Annotated in this window: 25 protein-coding genes and 5 pseudogenes; 10 read left to right on the plus strand and 20 right to left on the minus strand. The window is 31.5% G+C overall.

Annotated features, from left to right (window positions below):
• Nucleotides 1-99: 99 nt before the first annotated feature.
• Nucleotides 100-315, plus strand: coding sequence for a DUF6366 family protein (locus AB1284_RS12990; protein ID WP_429748856.1), 216 nt, complete (start codon nt 100-102; stop codon nt 313-315).
• A 29-nt stretch (nt 316-344) separates the two neighbouring features.
• On the opposite strand, the gene AB1284_RS12995 is transcribed toward AB1284_RS12990, so the two are convergent.
• The 3 genes and pseudogenes from AB1284_RS12995 to AB1284_RS13005 all read right to left on the minus strand — a co-directional run bounded on the left by AB1284_RS12995 (nt 345) and on the right by AB1284_RS13005 (nt 1,897).
• Nucleotides 345-779 carry a hypothetical protein gene (locus tag AB1284_RS12995; protein WP_429748855.1) on the minus strand — a complete coding sequence of 145 codons (435 nt, stop codon included), beginning with the start codon at nt 777-779 and terminating at the stop codon, nt 345-347.
• A gap of 243 nt (nt 780-1,022) precedes the next feature.
• The gene (locus AB1284_RS13000) at nt 1,023-1,448 is read right to left on the minus strand and encodes an organic hydroperoxide resistance protein (RefSeq protein WP_429748854.1); all 426 of its coding nucleotides are present in this window, start codon (nt 1,446-1,448) and stop codon (nt 1,023-1,025) included.
• Nucleotides 1,445-1,897, minus strand: a pseudogene (locus AB1284_RS13005) (MarR family winged helix-turn-helix transcriptional regulator). Before AB1284_RS13005 ends, AB1284_RS13000 begins: the two are co-directional and overlap by 4 nt.
• A 380-nt stretch (nt 1,898-2,277) precedes the next feature.
• Between AB1284_RS13005 and AB1284_RS13010 the strand changes: the two are divergent.
• The 3 genes from AB1284_RS13010 to AB1284_RS13020 all read left to right on the plus strand — a co-directional run bounded on the left by AB1284_RS13010 (nt 2,278) and on the right by AB1284_RS13020 (nt 4,937).
• On the plus strand, nt 2,278-2,610 hold the full coding sequence (locus AB1284_RS13010; protein ID WP_251226439.1) for a PadR family transcriptional regulator: 333 nt from the start codon (nt 2,278-2,280) through the stop codon (nt 2,608-2,610).
• Nucleotides 2,603-3,379 carry a permease prefix domain 1-containing protein gene (locus AB1284_RS13015; protein WP_429748853.1) on the plus strand — a complete coding sequence of 259 codons (777 nt, stop codon included), beginning with the start codon at nt 2,603-2,605 and terminating at the stop codon, nt 3,377-3,379. Before AB1284_RS13010 ends, AB1284_RS13015 begins: the two co-directional genes overlap by 8 nt.
• Nucleotides 3,380-3,506: 127 nt before the next feature.
• Entirely contained in the window at nt 3,507-4,937 is a 1,431-nt protein-coding gene (locus AB1284_RS13020; protein ID WP_429748852.1) for an IS4 family transposase, read from the plus strand.
• 510 nt (nt 4,938-5,447) lie between these two features.
• Here the strand turns inward: AB1284_RS13020 and AB1284_RS13025 are convergent.
• The 12 genes and pseudogenes from AB1284_RS13025 to AB1284_RS13080 form a co-directional block, all read right to left on the minus strand.
• Nucleotides 5,448-6,085: pseudogene (locus tag AB1284_RS13025) on the minus strand (putative bacteriocin export ABC transporter).
• Nucleotides 6,086-6,089: 4 nt separating this feature from the next.
• Complete coding sequence (locus AB1284_RS13030; RefSeq protein WP_429748850.1) at nt 6,090-7,154, minus strand: DUF1430 domain-containing protein; 1,065 nt, start codon at nt 7,152-7,154, stop codon at nt 6,090-6,092.
• Nucleotides 7,155-7,301: 147 nt separating this feature from the next.
• Complete coding sequence (locus AB1284_RS13035) at nt 7,302-8,252, minus strand: hypothetical protein (protein ID WP_429748848.1); 951 nt, start codon at nt 8,250-8,252, stop codon at nt 7,302-7,304.
• Between the two features lie 122 nt (nt 8,253-8,374).
• Nucleotides 8,375-8,647: a lactococcin 972 family bacteriocin gene (locus AB1284_RS13040; RefSeq protein WP_429761874.1), complete on the minus strand. Its 273-nt coding sequence runs from the start codon at nt 8,645-8,647 to the stop codon at nt 8,375-8,377.
• Nucleotides 8,617-8,787 (minus strand): hypothetical protein, encoded by a 171-nt coding sequence (locus AB1284_RS13045; protein ID WP_429748846.1) that lies wholly within the window; start codon nt 8,785-8,787, stop codon nt 8,617-8,619. The genes AB1284_RS13040 and AB1284_RS13045 overlap by 31 nt, the downstream gene beginning before the upstream one ends.
• Nucleotides 8,788-9,585: 798 nt before the next feature.
• A pseudogene (locus AB1284_RS13050) lies at nt 9,586-9,921 on the minus strand (recombinase family protein); the annotation flags it as partial.
• A 160-nt stretch (nt 9,922-10,081) separates the two neighbouring features.
• Complete coding sequence (locus tag AB1284_RS13055; RefSeq protein WP_429748844.1) at nt 10,082-10,525, minus strand: hypothetical protein; 444 nt, start codon at nt 10,523-10,525, stop codon at nt 10,082-10,084.
• A gap of 132 nt (nt 10,526-10,657) precedes the next feature.
• Nucleotides 10,658-10,774, minus strand: a pseudogene (locus AB1284_RS13060) (MerR family transcriptional regulator); the annotation flags it as partial.
• Nucleotides 10,775-10,870, minus strand: a complete 96-nt coding sequence (locus tag AB1284_RS13065; RefSeq protein WP_429748842.1) for a MerR family DNA-binding transcriptional regulator — start codon at nt 10,868-10,870, stop codon at nt 10,775-10,777.
• 108 nt (nt 10,871-10,978) lie between these two features.
• A pseudogene (locus AB1284_RS13070) lies at nt 10,979-11,068 on the minus strand (helix-turn-helix domain-containing protein); the annotation flags it as partial.
• Nucleotides 11,069-11,303: 235 nt separating this feature from the next.
• Nucleotides 11,304-12,188, minus strand: a complete 885-nt coding sequence (locus AB1284_RS13075) for a LysR family transcriptional regulator (protein WP_429748841.1) — start codon at nt 12,186-12,188, stop codon at nt 11,304-11,306.
• Between the two features lie 119 nt (nt 12,189-12,307).
• Nucleotides 12,308-13,012 carry an aspartate/glutamate racemase family protein gene (locus AB1284_RS13080; protein WP_002175269.1) on the minus strand — a complete coding sequence of 235 codons (705 nt, stop codon included), beginning with the start codon at nt 13,010-13,012 and terminating at the stop codon, nt 12,308-12,310.
• 314 nt (nt 13,013-13,326) lie between these two features.
• Here AB1284_RS13080 and AB1284_RS13085 point away from each other — a divergent pair, with 314 nt between their 5' ends.
• The 5 genes from AB1284_RS13085 (at nt 13,327) to AB1284_RS13105 (ending at nt 17,835) form a co-directional block, all read left to right on the plus strand.
• Complete coding sequence (locus AB1284_RS13085) at nt 13,327-14,757, plus strand: IS4 family transposase (protein ID WP_429748839.1); 1,431 nt, start codon at nt 13,327-13,329, stop codon at nt 14,755-14,757.
• 623 nt (nt 14,758-15,380) lie between these two features.
• A complete protein-coding gene (locus tag AB1284_RS13090; RefSeq protein ID WP_429748837.1) occupies nt 15,381-15,668 on the plus strand; it encodes a hypothetical protein in 288 nt (95 codons plus the stop codon).
• Nucleotides 15,669-16,095: 427 nt separating this feature from the next.
• Complete coding sequence (locus AB1284_RS13095) at nt 16,096-16,419, plus strand: hypothetical protein (protein WP_429754272.1); 324 nt, start codon at nt 16,096-16,098, stop codon at nt 16,417-16,419.
• 481 nt (nt 16,420-16,900) lie between these two features.
• Nucleotides 16,901-17,440, plus strand: a complete 540-nt coding sequence (locus AB1284_RS13100) for a hypothetical protein (protein ID WP_429748836.1) — start codon at nt 16,901-16,903, stop codon at nt 17,438-17,440.
• A gap of 92 nt (nt 17,441-17,532) precedes the next feature.
• Nucleotides 17,533-17,835, plus strand: coding sequence for a DUF3221 domain-containing protein (locus AB1284_RS13105; protein ID WP_429748834.1), 303 nt, complete (start codon nt 17,533-17,535; stop codon nt 17,833-17,835).
• Nucleotides 17,836-18,085: 250 nt separating this feature from the next.
• On the opposite strand, the gene AB1284_RS13110 is transcribed toward AB1284_RS13105, so the two are convergent.
• The 4 genes from AB1284_RS13110 to AB1284_RS13125 all read right to left on the minus strand — a co-directional run bounded on the left by AB1284_RS13110 (nt 18,086) and on the right by AB1284_RS13125 (nt 22,971).
• Entirely contained in the window at nt 18,086-18,994 is a 909-nt protein-coding gene (locus tag AB1284_RS13110; protein WP_429748832.1) for an acyl-ACP desaturase, read from the minus strand.
• Between the two features lie 382 nt (nt 18,995-19,376).
• On the minus strand, nt 19,377-20,165 hold the full coding sequence (locus tag AB1284_RS13115) for a GNAT family N-acetyltransferase (protein ID WP_429748831.1): 789 nt from the start codon (nt 20,163-20,165) through the stop codon (nt 19,377-19,379).
• Between the two features lie 565 nt (nt 20,166-20,730).
• A complete protein-coding gene (locus AB1284_RS13120) occupies nt 20,731-22,161 on the minus strand; it encodes an IS4 family transposase (RefSeq protein ID WP_429748829.1) in 1,431 nt (476 codons plus the stop codon).
• A gap of 171 nt (nt 22,162-22,332) precedes the next feature.
• On the minus strand, nt 22,333-22,971 hold the full coding sequence (locus tag AB1284_RS13125) for an NAD(P)H-binding protein (protein ID WP_429748827.1): 639 nt from the start codon (nt 22,969-22,971) through the stop codon (nt 22,333-22,335).
• Nucleotides 22,972-23,378: 407 nt separating this feature from the next.
• Here AB1284_RS13125 and AB1284_RS13130 point away from each other — a divergent pair, with 407 nt between their 5' ends.
• Entirely contained in the window at nt 23,379-23,723 is a 345-nt protein-coding gene (locus AB1284_RS13130; RefSeq protein ID WP_429754271.1) for a DUF6262 family protein, read from the plus strand.
• 57 nt (nt 23,724-23,780) lie between these two features.
• On the opposite strand, the gene AB1284_RS13135 is transcribed toward AB1284_RS13130, so the two are convergent.
• Nucleotides 23,781-24,017 (minus strand): hypothetical protein, encoded by a 237-nt coding sequence (locus AB1284_RS13135; protein ID WP_429748825.1) that lies wholly within the window; start codon nt 24,015-24,017, stop codon nt 23,781-23,783.
• Nucleotides 24,018-24,135: the final 118 nt, after the last annotated feature.

Consider the following 24,135-nt stretch of genomic DNA (forward strand, 5'->3'; position numbering starts at 1 on the left):
AGTATTCAACTAACGGGGGAATTATAATTTAACAAAGATAATGGTTATTTGTGGTAAAATTTTAAAAAAATGATTGTTTAATTTACAGGAGGTGTTTAAGTGCAAGATAACAAAGAAACTCCTGAACAAAAAAGAGAAAGATTAAGACATGAAGAATTGAAAAACAATCCAACGGGGAATATGAACGATGCTTTTAATAAAGCGAACAATGGAAATCTCACTGATTTAGTTGGTAGTTTAAGTTGGAGAGGTACGGGAATTCTTATTCTTATAATCATAATTGGTTTTATTATTATATCACTCTTCTTCAAGTAAAAATCCTTTTTTAAGGGATATCAAACAATTTAATTAATTTGGATTTTAAAAAAATAATTTACTTCTCCATTTTTACTTTGTCTAAATACATGTCCTATATACACACCATCTTCTTGAGGTAAATTATATTTATCTATATTTCCTGATTTAATTATTTCACTTGTATTACTACTCATTCTTATTACTTCACCATCCTTTATTAAATATAGTATCTGAGTTACATATCCATCCTCATCTTTTATATCACTGTATATTTCTAACTTTTCTTTCTTAGAAATCATAATAGGTGTTTTATTTTTTATTACATCCAAATCAGATGCATTAGATCCTTTATAAGCATCTAATGTCATCCCTCCAACTTTAATTTTAATTTTAGAAAGAAACATGCTTTTATCTGTATTTATACATCCACAAAAAAAAGTTAAAAAGAGCAAAGAACACATAATATATTTAAAACTCTTCATAATCTCACTCCACTCTTAATATATTTAATACCTCGTAAGAAATTTATAAGTTTAAATATTTATAAGTGAGAAAATAAAATTTATGTTAATTGATGGAAAATAAAAAGCCCTATAGAATCCTAAAATTTAGTAACTTCCTCTAACGAAAATTATGTAAATATAAAAGTCGTCCTGATGATGATGATGGACGGCTTTTATATTTTTTGCTTAGTATGTTTTTTTCCAAAATGCTGGTGGATACTTTTAATCGACGATTTTTAAAGTTACCTCGATGTTTCCTCTTGTCGCATTAGAATATGGACATACCTGGTGAGCTGTTTCTACAAGTTCCTGTGCTGTTTCTTTATCCACACCTTCTATTTCCACCTCAAGGTCAGCTGCAAGTTTAAATCCGTTGCCTACTTCATTTTTTAAAATAGAAATATTGGCAGTTACTGCTGTTGCTGTCACACCTTTAACCCCTTTTGTACGAATCACAAGGTTTAATGCCGAGTCAAAGCAAGCAGAGTAACCTGCTGCGAATAATTGTTCTGGATTTGTCCCGTGTCCACCTGGACCACCCAGTTCTTTTGGTGTTTTTAAATCCATATCTAATACATTGTCAGAAGAAACTACTCGTCCATGTCTGCCGCCTACCGCTGTTGCTCTTGCTGTATATAATGCTGTCATTTTACATTCCTCGTTTCTTTTTGTAAGTTTTCTAAAACTTGTTTCATTTGTACCAATAAATCCGCATATTGCTCCTGTGTAATACCATAATGTGGAGAGCACATTTGTGGTATACATATCACTTCTTTCTTCAGTTCATTTGCTTTCACTGCTAACTCAATCCATACCTTCCGTTCATCATCCATTGCCCTTACACGTTTAACTAAGTCCATCGCTTCCATCCGCTTTAGCATTGGAGTCAATGTACCACTATCAAGATAAAGTAATTCTCCAATTTCCTTCACCGTGAGACGATGATGCTCCCAAAGTACAAGTAACGTTAAATACTGAGGAAACGTGATATCAAATTGCTCAAGGACAGAACGGTATAATCAGTTTATTTCACGGGAACAAGCATAGATAGCAAAACAAAGTTGATCCTCAAGCTTTAAATACTCATTTGGATTCAATTTTCTAACCTTCCCCAAATTAAACGGTTTTTCGAAATTAAATTGTGTGCAATTGAATTTTACAAAATTGAATAAAGGATGTCAATCACCTTTTATATTTTTTCATACATTCACACAAAATATTCATTTTTGAGAGAGGATGTGTTTGTCTTGTCCTTTTATTTTCGCAAGAATAAAATACTCTCTTTCGTGTATTTTATATACGGGGTCCCGCCACATGGCTATCAAGCTAACATTTTGAAGTACCCCCATAACGAAAATAAAGATTATTTTTTGGATTGAGTAATCATCTATTTCTTAAGTTGCTGATTATGGGGCGTCTTATTATATATGTTGCATTGCGACATATATTGTTATACGATGTATATGGGGTGATAATAGTGGATAAAGAAATTTTAAAAGGAAGTATAGATATTTTATTACTTTCTATCATTGCAAAACATGATACATATGGATATGAAATAGCTCAAAGTCTAAAACAGGAAAGTGAAGATTTGTATAGCATGGGGCAGGGTACTTTGTATCCTGCTTTAAAGCGATTAGAAAAAAAAGAGTTTCTTCAATCCTATTGGAATGAATCTGAGAGTGGTATGAAAAGAAAATTTTATACTATTACAGATAAGGGGAAAAAGGAATTGCAGAAAAAAGTTAATGCTTGGGAACGTGTAACATCACTAATTCAGGCGTGTCAGAAAGGAGTTATTTATGAGTGAGTTTGACGAGTATATCAGGTCTATTTTATCCTTTTCAGAACTTAATAATATTGAACATAATGAGTTATACCTAGAAATTTATGATCATTTGACCAGCTTGAAAGAAGAATATATAGCGCAAGGTATGACTGAAAAAGAAGCAATCGATAAAGCAATTCAAAGTTTTGGAGAATCACAAACAATTGGTCTGGAAATTCATCAATCAGTATACGAATTTCCTAAACCGTTAAAGATACTATCAAAAATTTTGTGTATTCCCTACATAATTATGTGTTTCGTTGTTTTTATAGGAAGCTTTATTTCAGTATCTACATTTGACTCTCTTCGTAATTTAACAGGCGGCGGACTTGTCTATCATCCGATGGAATTTTGGACACAATTTTTACATATATCTGATGTAGGTACTTTGTTACAATTCTTTGGAATATCCCTTTGGGAAATTAAGGACTTTATTTCACATCCAGGACCATGGGGCAACTCAACATATTGGCTAATGGTCTTACAACATATAATATTTTTGATCCCATTCGGATTCTTTATTCCAGTATTTTTTAATAAAATAACCAACTATAAGAAAGCTTGTAAGTGGTATATTATGACCTTTATTGTTTGGGAAGTTTTACACGTATTAACTTTATCAGATGTCTTTAATGTGGGACGGATAGCTATAAATATGTTAGGTGCATCAATAGGATATATTTTATTTGTAAGTGTTATACAAATAAATAATAGTCTGAGGGTTTTATTAAAAAAGACGTTTGAAAATTAATTTTGTCTTGTTTAGTTTTTATGATGTAATAATATATTTTCTTAAAACCAAGATAAATTTGTATCCATGTTCCTCCAAAAACGCTATTCTTTTTGTAGAAATATACAGAAAGGATGGCGTTTTTGATATGAATTTATCGATTTCTGATGAATTAAAATTGTTTTCCGAAGAATTGCAACGGTATATGTCACCCCATGCTTTAGAGCGATTAGCTAGAAAAATCGGATTTGTTCAGCGAAGAAGCAAATATCGTGCACAGGACTTAGTAGCTCTATGTGTTTGGTTAAGCCAAAACATAGCTCATACTTCATTGACACAACTATGTAGTCGATTAGAAGCTAATACAGGCATTTCTATGAGTCCAGAAGGACTCAATCAACGTTTTAATTCTCAGGCTGTTCAGTTTTTACAACAACTCTTAGCACATTTACTTCATCAACAATTTTGTTCTTCTAGCAAGATTCCAACTTTGTATACAAACTATTTTCGGCGTATTCGTGTATTAGATTCTACACATTTTCAGATTCCAGATAAATTCACTTCTACATATCAAGGTTCAGGTGGTAGTGGTCAAAATGCTGGCGTAAAGATTCAACTAGAATACGATTTACTAAGTGGTCAGTTTCTGCATGTTCATGTCGGATCGGGAAAACACAATGATAAAACGTATGGTTCTACTTGTTTAACGTCTCTTCAACCGAACGATGTATGTATACGGGATTTAGGATACTTTGACTTAAAAGATCTACACACCATAAGCGAATGTGGTGCTTATTTTATTTCAAGATTAAAACTCAATACTCGTATATATCAAAGGAATATGGAACCTGAATACTTTCAAAATGGAACAATAAAAAAGCAATCTGAATACATTCAATTAGATATGGAGCAATTCATTTACCAATTACAGTCAGGTGAAACATATGAAATTCCTGAGATTTATATTGGAATGTATCAAAAACTTCCTGCAAGACTAATTCTGTACAAATTAACTGAAACGCAAATGAAACGTAGACAAAAGGATTTAGCATCTAAAGAACATAAAAAGCAAATTACCTATAAAGAACGAAGTAAACGGCTTAGTGCAATTAACTTTTACATTACAAATATTCCTTTGGAATACCTGCCAAAGGAACAAGTATACGATTTCTACTCTTTACGATGGCAAATTGAACTTATCTTTAAAACGTGGAAATCATTTTTTCGTATTCATCACTGTAATTCTGTGAAATTAGAACGGCTAGAGTGTCATTTATATGGACAACTAATTAGCATCCTTCTTTGTTCCTCCACCATGTTTCAAATGCGCCAATTACTCCTCATCAAGAAGAAACGAGAATTAAGCGAATATAAAGCAACTTATATCATAAAGGATTATTTTCCACTTATTTATCAATCTTTACAAAAAGACATCCAAGAATTAACAAAGATATTGTTTCGTCTGTTCAATCTCCTACAGAAAAACGGGCGAAAATCTCATCGGTATGAGAAGAAAACAGTTTTTGATATCTTAGGTGTCGTATACAACTTTTCTATGTCTCACGATCATGTAGCGTAATCCAAAAAATTGAAACCCGATAGGGTTTATTTGGTATGCAGGTCTTTAAAGAACTTACACTGGATCTTTAGAAAAAAGAAAGGATTTCACATGAAATTAAACTTATATAAGCTTAGCTTGATGGGCATGGGGTCCCGCCAACAAAACGCGAATTTCGTACGCTAAGGAATTTTTAAGGTAAAAAACTTGGTTTTACCGTACGTTTAGAGTGTTCCATAAACGATATTTAATACTTTTTATGGTGCTTTGTTTTTGGTAATGAGTTTTGGAACTGATTTTTGATCGTATTTCTATCAATTTTATTAGAAATATATAAAGTTCCTTAAACGTTCATTTTCGGTACTTATAACGAAATCTCTATCATATCAAGGGATTTCACCTTAACGTACAGAATCCGCGAAATGTTGGTGCTACCCCTTATAAAACCCTATAGCTTTTAACAAACAAAATAAAAAAATAAACAGCTAAAAATTAATATAATTTTTAGCTGTTTATTTAAAAGAACTAATACTATCCCAAATTAATTATTCTAGAAAATGAATTTTGTAAATCAATATCATGAGTAACAACAATAATTGTTTTACCTTCATTATGAAGCGTCTTCAATAGCTTAATTATTTGATCACGATTTTCTTTATCAAGAGAACCCGTAGGTTCATCAGCCAAAATAATATCACATTTTTTCAATAAAATTCTAGCTAATGCAAGTCTCTGTTGCTCACCACCACTTAAAGTATAAACTTTAGTTTTTAAAGAACAAGATAATCCAACTTGTTTTAATGCATCTTCTATTAAAATCTTTTTCTCTCTTTTTGAGATTTTTTGAAATTCAAGTGCAACTTCCAAATTCACATCAACTGTTTCATTATCCATTAAAGCATAATTTTGAAATATATAACCTAACTTATTTTTAAAAAACTTTTTTTATTCTTATTGGGATTATCATTTCCTTGAATAATAACTTTACCACTATCTGGTTCATCTAATAACCCAATTATATTAAGTAATGTAGATTTTCCTGTACCACTTTTCCCCATAATACCAACGAACTCATTATTATAAACACTAACATTAAAATCATTAAAAATATATCGATCCCCGTACTTTTTGGTGATGTTCTCTAATTTAATTCCTATTTCTCCTTTCATATACTCACCCCTCTTTTATAATTTGTACCATTTTCTTATGTTCACTTTTCTTAATCAATAAATAAATGAATGAATTTTCTAAAAAAACGATACAAAACATAAGATATATAAAATCAAACTTCCCTAATATACATAAAATCAATATTGAAACAAGCCAAACAAAATTAGTAAATATCAAATATAACTTATGTCTTTTAAAATAAGAATAACCATGTATTATCTTAATAGTATGTTTCAATTTATATTGCTCTAAATAATTTAATGTTGTAAACATACTTATAAATAAATAACCTAACAAAACAACAACTAAAATAACTAAAAATTGATATGCTCTTTCCATATGCATCTGAATTCTACTTTCAACAGCATCATAAGCATTATAGAGTTCTAGATAAAATTCTTGTAATCCTAAATTTTTAATCTGATCTTTAATATTATTATATGGCACTTCTTTATCTAATAATTTTATAAAATAATCCTCACTTCCAACAACTGTATCATACCATGCAGCCTCATTACCATTTGCATTAGTTAATACCATTGCAATACCATTATAAAAACGATTATTAGTACCTGCTGCGAGATCACTGGAAAAAGTAAAATACGATTGATTATTCTTTATCCAAATTATATTTATCACCATATCCTCTTTAAAAGGAAGCTCTTTACCAACATCTTCTAAAAAAGTATTTTTAACTTTATATTTTTGAAGATAATATTCTTTTTCAAAATATCTTCTTAATTCTTGTTCTTCTTTTTTATACTTCTCTGGAACTAAAACCGTAAGTCTATCATCATCTTCTTTAATATCAATTAACTTATTATCTAACCCATATATCGGATTTAATTTCAAATAATTATTATTTATAAGTATTGTTTTTTCTTCATAACCAGGAATACCAACACCTTTAGGTTCTATTCCCAACTGTTTTACTTTATACTCATCAGAAAACCGTACTAAAACCGCACCCCTATCATTTGTATACTTAAATAATTTATATTTTTTATCAAACATTTCAAGAACAGCTTTAGGATCATTACTACCTGGTAAATGCGCTTTAATTGGCATAACTCCATATGACTTCATTTGTTTCCATTCGTTTGCGTTTTTATAATAATATCGATAGGAATCCAAAAAAGCACTATAAGAAAGAAAAAGTAAATATAATATAATCACTGAAAAAATTACTTTTACCAAACTATTTACAATTTGTATTTATTTTAAAGGCTTTTTATTTTTTATGCTTGCAGAAATCGAAATTTTTCCAACTCTTACAAAAAGAAGAGACATAATAAAACAAACTATCATTCCGACTATAGATTGGTAAAACAAGTAATCAATAATTATCCTAAACCAATACAAATTAAATAATAAATTTTTTATTGTTATAAAAATCATAACAACTATAGTAGAAATAATTAATGCCAAAAAATACAATTTAGATATTTGTAGAAAATATTTTTTCCAAATATCTACAGGTGCATAACCATTTAATAATCTAATAGCAGAATTTTTATACTCTAAAAAATAATAATAAATAATCATAAATAATGATAAAATAATAGGAACAATTTTTAACCAAGATGATGAATCAATAACAGAATTATATTCATAACTAGAATAATTAATTCTCATACCTAACTCTCTCTGTAGCTTATTTATAAAAGGATTAATTTTATTTTTATCTTTTAAAGAAACTATATAATCTCCCGCTACTGACCTATCTTTAGGAAACGATTTCAATGGCTTAACACTAAAATCAATTCCTTCTTTATAAGAAAATATTTCTCCTGTTACACTCTCATCTTTTGATGTGGAAATATTAAATTTATCAGATTTATTATCTGGAAATACTCCATCTAACAGCAAAAATTTTGTAAAATAAGAATTTATATCATGTGTAAAATAAACATATTCCACTGATTTTTTTTCTGAATAAATAGATTTAAATACATTTGCATTATAATCATCAGAAACCCTAAATAATAATGATAAAAACTTCTCCGAATCAATTTTCAAAGCGTTTTCATTAATGGTAACAACGAAACTATCTTCTTTTCCTGCTTTTTTCATTGAATCTTCTTGTTTACTAGAAATCAAATCAAAATATATAAAAAAGGAAAAAGAAAAGATAACTATGTATAAAAAAAATAAAAATCTTTTCATATATACTCTCTCTCTTTAAATTAATTATAATTACTAAATCAATAAAAAAGAGAGCAAAAAGACATTATAAACTAAGACTTTTTTATATTCTCTTTTTTCTATCTAATTAAATTACAAACAAACTATTGAACATCATAATATGATTTATAAGTATTTAATGAATAAAAATATGGTGATGTAGCTTTAGCTGGGGTTCCTGGATCTTCCCAATAACTATAACCATATTCTCCATTTGCCATAGCTGTTGCTTTATGTACTCGAGAACTATGTTCATAGTTAGAATATTGAGCTAAATCGCCCCAAATACTCAATTTTTGACCTTTACACCAATATCCACCATCTACATTAAGACATATACCTGAACCTAAACTTTTAACATCATTCGTTTTTTTGATCCCTTAATAACAGGTTGTTTTCCAGATTCAACATTTGTAAAACCATGTTCTGTATAAATCATGTTTGGTGAAGAAGATGTTTTTTCTTCTGTTGCAAAACTAGTTACAAGTGAAGCTAATAAAGCACCACATAATCCCAAAGATAAAATCCCCTTACCTAAAATTCCCTCATTTCTCTAAAATATTTTACTAGTTTCAACTAGCACAAAAAAATTTAACATAAAATTACAATATGGTAAATTTTTACATATTAAGATAAAGGTTCTGGTGCGGAAATAGCTTAATAGGAATATAAAACCTATTTGGCAATCCATCATACCCATAGGATTCCATATAATCATCAGTCATTTTATTTAAATCAATAACTAGCTTGTTATCGATTATCTTCAACTCAAATTTTTCCATCCCTCATCCCTCCGCATAATATTTCATCATCTGCAAATACTACAAACAGGCTAGACCACAGCCTATTTTTTCCTTTGGGATGAGCAGTTAGCTTTTGCTAGCTGCTCTTTTACTTTCTTCATCCTTTACCATTCTTTTCAAGGAGATTGGTTCTGTTGCAAACTTTTCTACATGAAGCTACACTCTAGAAAACAGGATCTAGGAGAATCAGATATGAGATATTTTAAAGGACTTTATTGTAAATTAAGCAACCTTTTTGTCACTTAACATAATTCACATAACTTTCAAAATTACAATCTTTAACTGTTAATATTTGTTATATAATAAAATTATTAAGACAGTTCTCCTTAGGTTAGTATGTCTGATGAGATTGTTTATGTAGCTCTATGATTTACCCTACCCTAAAAAGAACTTGTAGTGATTTCTACAAGTTCTTTTTGTATTTCTGATTAAAAATGGATACGATAGTATGTAATTCTGTAACGTGTTGATAGGCATAAGAAAGCACCACAATCCATTAAATTTTCGCCTCTCTAATTTTTGGTTCTTTCTTCATACTGTTTGGCAAGTTTATAAAATGAAGAACGTTTGATGCCATACTTTTTCATGGCTCCTACTGCTGTAATTGAGCCGGATTTCCATTCCTTATAAGCTTCAATAAATGCTTCTGTTATTTCGACAGGAGTGCGTCCCAAGTGTTTTCCTTGTTTTCTGGCAAGAGCAATTCCTTCAGCTTGACGTTGTTTTATATCAATCCGCTCTTTTTCTGCAAAGGCTGATAATATTGTAAGAGTTGCTTTTTGAATTGCGCTTTGAATGACATCATTTGTACTTTCACCAGTATAATTGACGTTAATATAGGGGTCCCGTCAGGAAAATGCGGATTTACAACGATAAGGAAATTCCAATATTAAAAAACCCAACTTCTCCATAAATTTATAGAGAAAATTGGGTTATTTCATTGAAAGCACTCTTTTATTGAATAAAGGGTCAATGTGCCTACAGTTAGAATTTACCGTGTAAGGGACTTTACTTTTGCTCAGCTTCATATTGCGCTTTAATTGACTTTCCTATTTCTTCTAAAAAGACTTCCTCTTCCGGTGTCAAAATGGTAGGGAACTTAAAATCGACTATATCTGCTTCCATTGATTCCTGTGCCTTTTGCATTTGTTTTGCCAGTTCCTCTTTGTTATCTACATGTTTCATTGCGATCTCAGACAATTTTACGGCCACATTAAATGCTTCAGGCGATTGCGGGGAAGCTCCGTCATTCATCAATTTCTTCAATGTTGATAACCAGTCAAGCATCTCTATATCCATTTGGTGTCGCTGTTCTTTCGGAAATGATGAAAATTGTTCGGCAACGTCTTCTGAACAGTATTCTTTCACCCATTCTATTTGGTCTTGTTCATTTTCCATCTTAAAAAGAAGTGAACTTAAAACTGCCCATGTGATTGGCCTCCCTTCTTTCAAAAGGAATTGTACATGCTCAACTGCTTCGATGGCTCGATTTAATTCACTTTCTTTTTCTGTAAGGAGTTTATGTTGCCAGGGTAATGACTTTTCCAGTTGTTTAGATGCATCCGAATCATTATCAATTAAATTTTTGATTTCCTGTAATGAGTATCCTAAAAATTTTAAGGACTGGATTTGCTGTAATTTCGCTAAATCTTCAAGCCCATACAGCTTGTGGCCAGATCCATTTTGCTTTGCTGGTGTCAGTCATCCTAATTCTTCATAAAATCTTAGCGTCCTTACCGTTGTTCTTGCACGCTTTCCAAATTCACTAATTGTGAAAACAAGTTCTTGATTTTCCATAAAATTATCCCTCCATCAATATTGGTATAATTTAAGATTAGCGTATGACGTAACGGAGGGAGCAAGCTAAATTATAATAATCTGTTCCTTTAATGGAATACATGAGGACTATTTGTCTCCTTCTGATAGCTTTCTATATAATGAAGCTCTCGATACATTTGTAATTTCACAAATTTGATTTACAGTCATACCTCCTTCTGGTTCTGGTGCAAATACTTCAGAAGAGATATAGGGGTCCCGCCACATTGCCATCAACCTAACGGAATATGTTACCCCCAAAACGAATAAAAACTAGCCTACTTACTATAAAAGGAACAAAATCTTCGTTTTTGGGGCGGCATAAAATCTTAAGTTAATGGGCATGCTTATAGAATAAATTAATTGAATCAACATATCTTGGTACGTTTAAAACAAAAAGAAACCGATTGATACATCAATCGGTTTCTTTTTGTCCAAACATTTTATTTTGTAAAAAATCAATAAAAACAGATTTAGGTTTACCTTTTAAATAAATAAAATCAATACTAATATTTATTTTCACAGGTGGTGTCATCTCTACTCGAAATAATTCTCCATTTTCTAGTTCTTGTTTGACACAATGTTCAGGTAAGAAACTAATGCCCATCCCCTGTATTACTAATTTTTTTGCTGTTTCCATATTATCAACTTCTAGGGATATATTTGGGTTTACATCATTACTTGAAAATAGCCGATGAATCATAAGCCAATCCATGGATCCATAATCAAAAAAGATAAGAGGATGTTTACTTACATGTTCTATTGTTACTTTTTCTTCTTTTAAAAAAGCATGATTTCCAGGAACAAAAAGACTGATAGGATCATTATAAAGACGAATTGTTTCTACTTGAGGATGTGTTTCAGTTCGTACAATACCAAAGTCAACTTCTTTATTAATAACCCTGTGTAAAATGTCTTTAGAATGGCCAGTCATAATTTTTATTCTGACATCCTTAAATTCAGATTTAAAAGCAGGTAAAATTTTAGGGAGAACGTTGTTAGAGATTGACAAAGCACTCCCAATCACTAGTTCATAAGGGATGATTACTTGTTGTAATCCATACTTTGCTTCCTGATAAGATTGGAGAATTTTTTGTGCGTGCGGAAAAAAATATTCTCCTTTTTCAGTTAAAGAAATCTTATTCCCCTTTCGGTGAAAGAGCTTTATATCAATTTCACGTTCAAGGGATTGAATACGTGCTGTTACAGACGGTTGAGATAAATAAAGAGCTTCTGCTGCTTTATTGAAACTACCCAGTTGACAAACATAGATGAAGGCTTCAATATTTTCAATATTCATATCTAACTGCTCCTTATTTTAGTTCACCATTATTTTTATCACCTATAATACATCCATATACATTGTACATTTAAAAGATAAGAGAGTGTTAATATTCACATCTTCTCTCATCTTCAAAATTACACCAATTGTATTTCCTTATCTGTTCCATTAGCTGTTTTAATCACCATTTTGGCTAAAATTTCCGTTGGATCAATGACACAAATATCTTTGGATGATTTAAGTACAAGGGGAACCTCTGTACAACCCGCTATAATAGCTTCTGCCCCTCTCTTTGTCAATTTATTAGCAACTGTTGAAAGGCATAAAAGTCCTGTTTCTAAATCACCACTTTTAATGGCATATATTCCTTTCATCACTTCTTTTTGCATTTCCACATCTGGCTCAATAACCTCAATATCATAGTTTTGGCAACTTTGTTGATACAAATTTGTATTAATAGTTCCATCTGTAGCTAACAAGCCCACTTTTTTAAAATTATTTTCTTGTAAAAACTTGGCCGTTTCTGCAGGCATATGCAAAATAGGGACACTAACAGATTTTTCAACTGATCCAAAGAAAAAATGAGCAGTATTACACGCAATAACTAGAAAATCTGCCCCAGCGTTATGTAGTCGCTGTGCTGATTGTATAATATATGGGGTGGGATCTATTCCCTTACCCAAAATGGCCGTTGTTCGATCAGGTATTTGAGAATAGTTATCAGCGATGACATGGATATGATCTTGATCCTTCATTGCAGGCGTATAAAAAATAATTTTATTCATTAAATCAACTGTCGCCAATGGACCCATTCCACCAATAATTCCAACTACTTTCTGCATTTTTTTCACCACTTTTAAAGGGATTTTAAAATTAAATTTCAATAAAATTCTTATTATTTCTGTAAAGATGTTTTAAATACTTTTCTTTATTATAGTTTTTCTTTTAAGAGACGAATTATAGAAATAATCTATACAGTAATAGAAACTATGTATTGATAAATGGTGCATAAAGGGGGATTTTGATTAAGAAGAAATTTAATTATGCTAGAAGGGGTAACACCTTATGCCTATCAATCTAAATTAAAATTGTGTCCTCAAAATGCAAAAAACGCTATTCTTTCTGTATAAATATATAGAAAGGATGGCGTTTTTATATGAATCTATCAATTTCTGATGAACTACAATTATTTTCTAAAGAATTACAGCGACATATGTCACCACATGCTTTGGATGAGTTAGCTAGAAAAGTAGGATTTGTCCAACGAAAAAGTAAATACCGCGCACAAGATTTAGTATCCTTATGTGTTTGGTTAAGCCAAAATGTAGCTCATACATCGTTGACACAATTATGTAGTCGATTAGAAGCTAATACAGGCATTTCTATGAGTCCAGAAGGACTCAATCAACGTTTTAATTCTCAGGCTGTTCAGTTTTTACAACAACTCTTAGCACATTTACTTCATCAACAATTTTGTTCTTCTAGCAAGATTCCAACTTTGTATACAAACTATTTTCGACGTATTCGTGTATTGGATTCTACACATTTTCAGATTCTAGATAAATTCACTTCTACATATCAAGGTTCAGGTGGCAGTGGTCAAAATGCTGGCGTGAAAATTCAGCTAGAATATGATTTACTAAGTGGTCAGTTTCTACATGTTCATGTAGGATCAGGAAAGCACAATGATAAAACGTATGGTTCTACCTGTTTAACGTCCCTTCAACCTAACGATGTATGTATACGTGATTTAGGATACTTCGACTTAAAAGACTTGCATACTACAGAAGAGTGTAATGCTTATTTTATTTCAAGATTAAAACTCAATACACGTATATATCTGAAGAATAAAGAGCCTCAATACTTTCAAAATGGAACAATAAAAAAGCACTCTGAGTACATCCAATTAGATATGGAGCAATTTATTGATCAATTACAGTCAGGTGAAACATATGAAATTCCTGAGATTTACATTGGAATGTATCAAAAACTTCCTGCAAGACTCATTCTATACAAATTAACTGAAACGCAAATGAAACGTAGACAAAAGGATTTAGCATCTAAAGAACATAAGAAGCAAATTACCTATAAAGAACGCAGTAAGCGGCTTAGTGCGATTAACTTTTACATTACGAATATCCCTTCGGAATATCTACCAAAGAAACAAGTATACGATTTTTACTCCTTACGATGGCAAATTGAACTTATCTTTAAAACATGGAAATCATTTTTTCGTATTCATCACTGTAATTCTGTGAAATTAGAACGGCTAGAGTGTCATTTATATGGACAGCTAATTAGTATCCTTCTTTGTTCCTCCACTATGTTTCAAATGCGCCAATTACTCCTCACCAAGAAGAAACGAGAGTTGAGTGAATATAAAGCGATTTATATCATCAAAGATTATTTTCCACTTCTTTATCAAGCATTACAAAAAGACACCCAAGAATTAACAAAGATATTGTTTCGTTTGTTCAATCTCTTACAAAAAAACGGACGAAAATCTCATAGGTATGAGAAGAAAACAGTCTTTGATATATTAGGCGTCGTATACAACTTTTCTATGTCTCATAATCATGTAGCGTAATCCAAAAAATTGAAACCCGATAGGGTTTATTTGGTATGCAAATCTTTAAGAAACTTACACTGGATCTTTAGAAAAAAGAAAAATCTCACTTAAAATTAAACTTACATAATCTTAGCTTGATGGGCATGGGGTCCCGCCAACATAACGCGAATTTCGTACGCTAAGGAATTTTATATTTAAAAAACTTGTTTTTTCCGTACGTTAAAAAGGTTCCATAAACGGTATTAGATGTTTGGTATGATACTTTGTTTTTGGTAATGAGTTTTGGAACTGGATTTTAAACATATTTCAGTCAGTTTTGATAGATATAAATAAAGTTCCTTAAACGACCGTTTTCGGTTCTTATTACGAAATCCTTGTTATATCAAAGGTTATAGCCTTAGCGTACAGAATCCGCGAAATGATGGTGCTACCCCTAGTTATACTACAACTTATTACATCGGCTCTTGGAGTGATTATTACAATACTTATATTTATCAAGATTATGTATATATATATTCTTCGTCTTCTAGATCATCTTCAAGTTTACAGAGTATTAAAATCAGTAGTCCAAAAGTACTTTCTGAATATAACTATTATACGACTGCTAATTAATAATTATAATACGAGGAGGTCTCTTTCATATGGGTAAAAAAAAGTTACTCACTTATGGTATTGTTGCTACAAACTTTATACATGTATTAATAGGTATGTCGAGTGTAATTTTACTTATAGGGAGAGAATTAACCCCCTTTAAAAGAATGTTACTTATTGTTATATTTTGTTTGCCAATTATTTTTCGAGAATATTTAGAGAATTTCTTTACAAACAAAATGAAAATGAATAAAGAAGCATCAGAACAATTTAATTTAATAGTTCTCAGTGGTGCTATTTTTATTTCTGCTTTTAGTCTTACGTTATTACTTAAATAAAATCTCTTGTTAAAAATGGAATCGTTCAGATCATTCTCTTTTTTACATAAAAGTATATTAAGTAAGTAAACGTCAAGTAACTCCAAAATATACAATAAAAGTTGATTTTGGAGTTATGTTTTGTCATCACCTATGGCTTATTAGTAAGTAATGCTCTTATTTTTTTATCCGCCCAATTTATCTTATTCACATAACTTCCTGTAACGATAATTATGTGAATACGAAAGTCCTCCAGTTAAACAATCTGGAGGACTTTTAATAGTCTGCCAAATACATTGAATCCCGATAATAGTACGTTATGTTAACTTTACATGTATAGGGTATACAATACCCCCCCAACTTTTCTTCTTATCACATAATAAAATGGTTATAAATGTTATAATATGAAATAATTAGAAAGTATATGGGAGTTGATTATATGAAGAAAGTGAAAAAAGGATTAGGATTACTTGCAACTATAATAATTGAAGCCGGGATTGTGTATGTATTAGCTAAACTCTTGGGATGGAGTTTTATTGAACTAACTTTCTTCGTTGGATTATGTTTTGTTGTTATTACATATTACTTTAGCAGTAAAGGCGGATTTTCTAGCAACAGTGTTCGACTTCAAGCTCAAGCTAAATTTGGTATGAAAGTAGAGGAAGAAAAATTTGAATTAAGTGTAAATCCTATTTTACTAGGATCTATTGTCTATACAATATTATCTTTAATACTTGTAGTAATAAGTTATTGGAGTTATTTTATCAAGTGATTTTTACTTTCAATACTGACATTAATTAACTTCCAATAACGAGAATTATGCGAACACAAAAGTCCCCCAGTTAAACAATCTGGAGGACTTTTAATAGTTTTCTAAATACATTGAATCCCGATAATGATACGTTATGTTAACTTTACATGAATACCCTATACAACCAAAATTACATGACATATCACCCTTCTCTCGAATGGTATAATAAGGAAAAAAAGGGGGAGTCTCAATGAATTTTCTCATGCAAGTTTTTGATGCTATATTCAGTGTACTTTATGCGTTTTTTTCAAAGGGAATTTGGATAGTCCTGTTCTTCTTTTTCTTGAACAAATTGTACGAGAGCCAATGATTGGTAGCAACATCACGTGTAATTATTGCCGTTCTTCTTGGAGTTTATCTTTTATACACGATTGTAAAACTGCTATACCATCCTCTTTGATAGGGAGGAATTTGCTGTATTTAGAAGGAGGAGACATTTGCTATGGAAATAAAAAGGTCTCTACTCTGCTTTGTTACGGTATTATTTGTTGTTCTACTCGTATCCTGTAATACAAAAGCAGATTCAGTAAAGACGAAGTCTTATGATGGGAAACCCCTACATATTGCTGTAATAGGGAAAATTCCAGAAGTACGAGAAAAGCAGGTGAAGTTTAGTAAAATACAGTTTTCTAACTTAGAGAAAACTGCATTTGATTCAAATTATGATGCTGTTTTTATTACAAGAGAAAACTTATCTGAAGCTGCGGAAGCGAAATACGCACCTATCTACAAGAAGTCCCATATCCCATTCTTTTTTATTCAGACGACTAAAGGGAATCTACCTTTTGTAGATGAGTCCTTATCCTATAAAGATGCGCCTGAGGTGGATGATGGTTTCTATGCAATAGGAATCTTCTATCATGAGGACCATCTACAAGGCTGGGGCTATGGTTTATACAACGACATCAAAAACGAAGCAAATGTGAAAGATGTTTATTCAAGAATCTTTGAAACTATTTCCAAAAACAGTAGAGCAGATTAACTTCCGCTAACGAATCTTATGGTGACCAAGGAGGAATAAAAATTAAGCAATATATAAGATGTTTAATTATATTTAGTTCAATTATTATACTAATGGGCTGTTCTTTTAAAAAAGACGTAGAGCTTAATGATGGTCCATGTGCTAAAAGAAAAGTCAGTGGGAATTTTACTGATGAAAGTGCAAATATAGGAACTATAGAAAGAAAAGACGAAAATGGTGTATTTATAGTATTAGAATCCTCCAAGATAGGATCTAAGGTATCAGCTGAAATAGTCAATAAAAGTGACATAAAAAATTTACATAAAGGGGATAAGGTTAAAGTTTGGTTTGTTGGACCTATATTAGAATCTTCTCCAGCCAAAGCATGTGCTGGCAAAATAATAAAATATCATTAATTTCTTACAACTTCCGCAATCGAATTTTACGTCAACTAGCTTCTTTTGTAGAGGCTAGTTTTTTTGCTTAGCGTGGGTTTTTTCCGAAATGCTGGCGGTACTCCATGCCCATCAAGCAAAAATTTTGAAGTGCCCCCAAAACGAAAATTTTATTGTTTTACAGTTATTTATGAGAATTCAACTCATTTTCTTCGTTTTGGGGAGCTACCAATATCTTAAGTTGATGGATGTGTATGGTGACCCCTACTAATTAACGTAGATCAGTTTTCCCTTGAAAACGACCAAATCGATCCCGTATTTTTTTCAATCTTGTGTGGTACTCCAAAATCTTAATTCTTGCTTTTTCAGCTAGAGGTGCAATTGGTCGTAAATCTTTTAACCTCCAATAATCAACTACTACATCAAGTACTTGATCAAAATATTGTAGTGGCCCATAGTTAGCTTCTTTTGCAATCACAGCCATTCTATTTTCAAAATCAGGCATGACTGCACCTGGCATTTTAAAATTCATAATCACATTGGCAATATGATAACAATAATTAGGTTCCAATTCCAAATGTGTTCGAATCACGTCTCGATAAAACGCATAATGAAGGGTTTCATCTTTTGCAAGACGGCGTAATAATGTAGCAAGATCTGGATCATGCTTACTTGCAAACTTAGCTACATTATTGTAAAACACCATCGTTGCAAGTTCTTGTAGCGTCGTATACGTCATGGCTTCGATTGGCGTGTGAAAATCAGGCTCAAATCCACCTTCAACGACTGACTTTCTTAATTCGTGTAATCGTTTAGGGTTCACGCTTCGAGTAAGTAGTAAATATGTCTCCAGCAAATTCGAATGTTGATCCTCTTCTGAAGTCCAAGTATGAATAAAGTCCGTAATAACAGAAAGGGACCCTTTAAAAGTTGCAGATAAATACGTTGTAAACCATGGTAAATTCACTTCTGTTAATAAAGCTGTTTCAATGGCCGTAATTACACCAGAAGGAAGGGCAACCTGACTTTCATCCCAAGGAACTTTTTTAAAGTCCATCCCCTTATCCCATGGTAAAAACTCATGATAACCCCAATCTATCTTCCGTGCTCTTATTCTATGTTGTTCATACAGTTCTTTTAAGCGTGGTTCTAATCGGAAATCTAAATCATTTGTTAGCATATGTAAGTGCCTCCTTTTCTTATCATAGATAGTCATTCTATAATTACATTCGTTTTTATCTTTTAAAATTTTCTTTAAATAGATATTAATTTCCTTTTTTGGGGTTCAGCCGCATGCCTATCAACTTAAGAAAAGTAAACACCCCAAAAACGAAAAAAAGCTGACTTCTCAAATAACTAACTGTAGAAAAAGGAAATTTTTATTTTGGGGGTACTTCAAAATATTAGCTTGATAGCGATGTGGTGCTACTCCTAAAAGAAAAAGAGTCCTATTAAATTAGGACTCTTTTTGTCTTTTCTGAAAGTAAACTTTTGAATATTAGTTTACTTTCAATACACTTTTCAACTAAATATTTTTCTTTAACAAAATGAGTTGATTTTTTCTATCCCTCGTGAATTTCTTTAATGCTTTTTCCTTCTAAAAATGCATGTCCTGTTTTAATTTTCTCTACTGTTTCAAATCCATACTTTTCATACACTTTTTCTACTTTTTCGTTAATTGGAATCACCCAAAGATTATCTAGTCCTCTATTCATTACTTCACTTTGAATAAAATGAATAAGTTCACCTATTAACCCTTTACCTCTAAACTTTTCAATTGTAGCTACACTTTCCATTCGGGCCTGTTTTTCATGTTCAAAAATACAAGCGATGGAACATGCTACGCCATTATATCTAAGTAGATAATGAGTGAATGCTGGATGTTGGAATTCCTCTTGAAAAGCTTTTTTTCTAACTTCGCCTCCTCCAAACTCTTTTATATTACATTCAATATCTAAAGCTTCTTCAAAGTTTAATTCAGATACCTTTTCAATAGTAACTTTTTCATTTTTATCTTTTTTAATTAATTTCTTATTCCATAATTGGACTGGACTTATTAATTCTTCAAATCCAAAATTATTTATTTGTAATTCAGAAATCAGTTTTTCTTGCATATCTAAGTTATATATATAAAATCTAGGTACTATATTTTTAGTCTTATAGAAATGGATTACTTCATCTACTATCAGTTGTGGATCTAAACTTACTACACTTACATGTGCATGATTCGCATCATAATAATATGGGTTACTTTCATTACAAAATATAGAACCCCATGATTTCTCTATTCGGCTAGTAAAGGTTTCAAGATATGCAAAATCAAGCTCAAGAACATTTTTTAAACTAGTCATACGATATTCCCTCTTCTCTATTTATTTCTTCAATATCTTCTGTACTTTATTATACATTTTTAATATTTTAATTTTCAGTTTTTTAATCGGAATATATCTCATAACCTTCAAAAAAATATTTTCAAGAAATATTGTCGGACGACACAAATTTGGTAAGTTCCACGACAAAAATTTGGGTAGTAAGAAAATGAATAGAAATAATACTGCTATCGGACAGAAATTCGGGTAGTTCCATGTTAAGATATCAAGATAATGAGAATAAAGGATTTCAACCCATTTCCTAAGAAGTTGTTAATAAGTTAGATCAATATGTACAAAGAATTGATGGGAAATTTATTTTAAATGCCCCAGATTCGGTTTTACAAACATTAGATCAAAAAACATTAGACATGGTTAAAACTAACATTGATAAAATGAATGGAATATAGGGATACCGCCACATGCCCATCAACCTAAGATTAAGTAAAAGTCCGTCCAACTAGATTTTTTCTGTTTTCTAAAGAGGTGATATCAGCTATCTAAAAATCTGCATACCAAATAAACCCTAACGGGTTTCATTTTTTTATTAAGCTACATGATTATGAGTAACGAAACAAGTGTATATGACACCCAATATATCAAAGACTGTTTTCTTCTCATATCGATGAGATTTCCTTCCGTTTTTCTGCAAAAAATTAAACAAACGAAGCAAGATTTTTGATAGTTCTTGAGTATCTTTTTGTAGAGCTTGATAAAGAAGTAGAAAGTAATCTTTAATAATATAAACCGCTTTATATTCACCCAGCTCTCGTTTCTTCTTGGTGAGGAGTAATTGACGCATTTTAAACATAGTAGAGGAGCACAGGAAAATAGCGATTAGCTTTCCATATAGTTGGCACTCTAATCGTTCTTGTTTTACATTACGATAATGATCTATTTTGAAGAGTGATTTCCACGTTTTAAAGACAATCTCTATTTGCCAACGCAAAGTATATAACTCATGTACCTGTTCCATCGGAACCCATTCCCAAGGTGTATTCGTCACGTACACGTTTAATCCCGCTACAACTTTACTTTTCTCTGAGTACGTTCTATTTTTGGATTTTTCTTTTTCTGCGATTTTTGCTTGTTGTTTTTGAAGTTGCTTTTCTGTTAGTCGATTAAAAATAACACGTGCAAACAGCTGTTGTTTATCACCGATATAAGCATGTTTTAATTCAAATGTTTCTCCGGGCTGTAGTTGATTTAAAATTTGTTTCACATCTATTTGTATGTATTCTGATTGTTTCTTAATTGCACCATTTTTAAAGCATTCTGGGTTTGGATTTTTCACATATACATTCGTATTCAATTTTAAACGAGAAATATAGTATGTACCTCGTTGATCCATTTGATCTAAGTCCTCCAATGAAAAATAACCCAAATCACGAATACATAAATCCCCAGGTCGTAAGGTATCTAAGCATTCTGTACCAAAAGTTTTGTCATTATTTTTTCCTGGTTCAACTTGAAAGTTAAGAAATTCCCCACTGTGCAGATCATATTCTAATTGAATTTTGATTCCGGCTGTTTGGGCACATCCTCCAGAGCCTGGATATATATTCTCTAAAGCATTTGGCACTTGGAATAAGGTAGCATCTAGGATACGAATTCGCCCAAAATAAGAGAAGAGATGATTAGAAAATTGCGTTTGTTCACATACTTTTTGTTGTAACAGTAAAGAAAAAATATGTTGTAAAAACAAAACTGCTTTAGCATTTAAACGTTTATTTAAGCCCTCAGGGCTGAGTAAAGTACCAGTAGCTGCATGAAGCCTACTACATAATCGTACTAAGGGATCACTTGCTACTCGTTGACTGATCCAAATGCAAATTGTAGCTAAGTCTGAGCCAGAAAACTTACGTTTTCGCTTTATAAATCCGATTTCTCTTGCAAGTTCTTCTAAAAATATAGGTGTAACATATCGTTGTAATTCTTTTGCAAATGGTAGTAGTTCATCTTGAATCGAGAGATTCATAAGAAAACGTCATCCTTCCCAATTTAGCTTGTTTAGAAAGGATAACTTTTTTTGTGTTTGAGGGTATTAAAATCTCTTGAGTTGATGGACATGTATGGTGAGACCTTATAGGAAACATGTTGTCTAGGTGTTTTTTCTTTGGCTCACCAAATGGGGTCAGACCAGACCATATTAAATTGCAATAAAAGGTGTTTTATGAATATACTCTTTATTATCAATCTGGCTAATTATAAAATTTGCTATTTCTTGATTTGAAATCATTGTCCCAGGCATATCGGTAAGACTTTCTTTGACCGCTCTTACTTCAATACCCTCTTTTACAAAAGGCAGTCTTATTAGTGTCCAATCAAGGTCTTTATTTTTCAAAAGAATATTCAGCTCTTCTCTTTTATCTTTCATCATTTTGGAAAAGAGCACTTCAAACATTTTTGCTCCAATCTTATTTAAAGGACTTTTTTTATCTCCTATAATGTTGAGAGAAGCTCCTGTAACTCCAATATATCTCTTAATATCCTTTTCTTTCATTACTTCAAGTATATCTCTGGTAACTTTGCTATATATAGGTGTATCTCTCATAGGTTGACCAAAGCAATTTATAACAATAAGACAACCTTCGAGTAGTTGTCTTATTGCATCTACATTCTCCGCAGTACCTGTTACAATCTCAATTTTATCATCGTTGTATTTTAAATTTTTAGGATTCCGAACAAGCATACGAACTTGGTAGCCATTTTTTAACGATTCTGAAGCTATATAACGTCCTACCTTACCAGTGCCACCAATTACAGCTATTTTATAAGGATTATCCATTCCATCACTCCTAAGAATATATAAATAAACTCAATCCTTCCGAATTAGATTCTTATTTTACAATCTTGTCTTTTTCACAGTTAATAATATTTATCATTTTTCTTTATATTTTAACATAAATTACCTATTTGTTCTGGGGTTTTCTTTTAATGCCTTAAATAACAAGATAAATCGCAACAGAAATGGAGGTCTGACAATAATTATTGTCACATTGTTAAAAGCAATGCTAATTATAATTTTATTTTAGGAGTCCCGCCACGTTGTCATCAATTTAGTACTTTGAATTGTCCCCAAAACAAAAATTTTATTATTTTGCAGTTATTTATGAGAATTTAGCTCATTTTTTTCGTTTTGGGGGACAATCAATTTCTTAAGTTGATGGCGATGTATAGTGAGGCCTAAAAGCGATTCACAAATCAAGGAAGGCCTCCACGCATCAAAAGGTCAACGTAGCTATTCAGCGGCTCGTGCGAGCCAATGAGGCTATTAATTTCAACAGTGTAGCGAGCGAAGCTGGTGTGGCGAAAGCGACACTGTACAACAACCGGGAGTTGCGTGGTCGGATTGAGACATTACGCCAGCAACAAGCACAAGCGCCTACACCAAAACAGATCAAAAGGGAGATAAATGACAATAACAAAGATGCCATCATCGCTTCTTTACAGCGCCGTATCAAGAAACTGGGGGATGAAAACAAACAATTACGTGAGCAATTGAAAGTGGCGTATGTAGATATATACAAAAAGATTTAGGTAATGAGGAGAACGTTGTTCTCCTTTCTTGTTTCACTAACGAGCAGGTTAATTGAATTAATAACCATTCTTCTCTTTTTTTCTTGTTATTATTGAACCTATAATTCCTAAAATTGATAGGGCTAGAGAAATTAAACCTAAAATAGTAGTTTTATTAATTGGTGTTGTACCATTTGTTGTTTCAAGTGCTGCTCCCATGTCATTAACATATCCAATTAATAATACAAATAAAGAACATATAATACCCAAAATGCTACCAATTATACCTAAAATAAATCCGATTTTCTTTTTCATGTAAATTCATCCTTTTTAAAAAAAGTTTCATATGTATTTATATAGGGGTACCGCCCCATGCCTATCAACTTAAGAAACACATTCTTCCCCAAAACGATAAAAATGAACTTCGATGCTA

It is taken from the genome of Bacillus sp. S2(2024) (assembly GCF_050474045.1).
Lineage (GTDB): Bacteria > Bacillota > Bacilli > Bacillales > Bacillaceae_G > Bacillus_A > Bacillus_A yunxiaonensis.

Coding starts and splice junctions, on each gene's coding strand:
- AB1284_RS12995 (WP_429748855.1), bottom strand. CDS start 779: ATGAAGAGTTTTAAATATATTATGTGTTCTTTGCTCTTTTTAACTTTT.
- AB1284_RS13000 (WP_429748854.1), bottom strand. CDS start 1,448: ATGACAGCATTATATACAGCAAGAGCAACAGCGGTAGGCGGCAGACAT.
- AB1284_RS13015 (WP_429748853.1), top strand. CDS start 2,603: ATGAGTGAGTTTGACGAGTATATCAGGTCTATTTTATCCTTTTCAGAA.
- AB1284_RS13020 (WP_429748852.1), top strand. CDS start 3,507: ATGAATTTATCGATTTCTGATGAATTAAAATTGTTTTCCGAAGAATTG.
- AB1284_RS13030 (WP_429748850.1), bottom strand. CDS start 7,154: ATGCCAATTAAAGCGCATTTACCAGGTAGTAATGATCCTAAAGCTGTT.
- AB1284_RS13035 (WP_429748848.1), bottom strand. CDS start 8,252: ATGAAAAGATTTTTATTTTTTTTATACATAGTTATCTTTTCTTTTTCC.
- AB1284_RS13065 (WP_429748842.1), bottom strand. CDS start 10,870: ATGGAAAATCAAGAACTTGTTTTCACAATTAGTGAATTTGGAAAGCGT.
- AB1284_RS13075 (WP_429748841.1), bottom strand. CDS start 12,188: ATGAATATTGAAAATATTGAAGCCTTCATCTATGTTTGTCAACTGGGT.
- AB1284_RS13080 (WP_002175269.1), bottom strand. CDS start 13,012: ATGCAGAAAGTAGTTGGAATTATTGGTGGAATGGGTCCATTGGCGACA.
- AB1284_RS13085 (WP_429748839.1), top strand. CDS start 13,327: ATGAATCTATCAATTTCTGATGAACTACAATTATTTTCTAAAGAATTA.
- AB1284_RS13090 (WP_429748837.1), top strand. CDS start 15,381: ATGGGTAAAAAAAAGTTACTCACTTATGGTATTGTTGCTACAAACTTT.
- AB1284_RS13100 (WP_429748836.1), top strand. CDS start 16,901: ATGGAAATAAAAAGGTCTCTACTCTGCTTTGTTACGGTATTATTTGTT.
- AB1284_RS13105 (WP_429748834.1), top strand. CDS start 17,533: ATGGGCTGTTCTTTTAAAAAAGACGTAGAGCTTAATGATGGTCCATGT.
- AB1284_RS13110 (WP_429748832.1), bottom strand. CDS start 18,994: ATGCTAACAAATGATTTAGATTTCCGATTAGAACCACGCTTAAAAGAA.
- AB1284_RS13115 (WP_429748831.1), bottom strand. CDS start 20,165: ATGACTAGTTTAAAAAATGTTCTTGAGCTTGATTTTGCATATCTTGAA.
- AB1284_RS13120 (WP_429748829.1), bottom strand. CDS start 22,161: ATGAATCTCTCGATTCAAGATGAACTACTACCATTTGCAAAAGAATTA.
- AB1284_RS13125 (WP_429748827.1), bottom strand. CDS start 22,971: ATGGATAATCCTTATAAAATAGCTGTAATTGGTGGCACTGGTAAGGTA.
- AB1284_RS13135 (WP_429748825.1), bottom strand. CDS start 24,017: ATGAAAAAGAAAATCGGATTTATTTTAGGTATAATTGGTAGCATTTTG.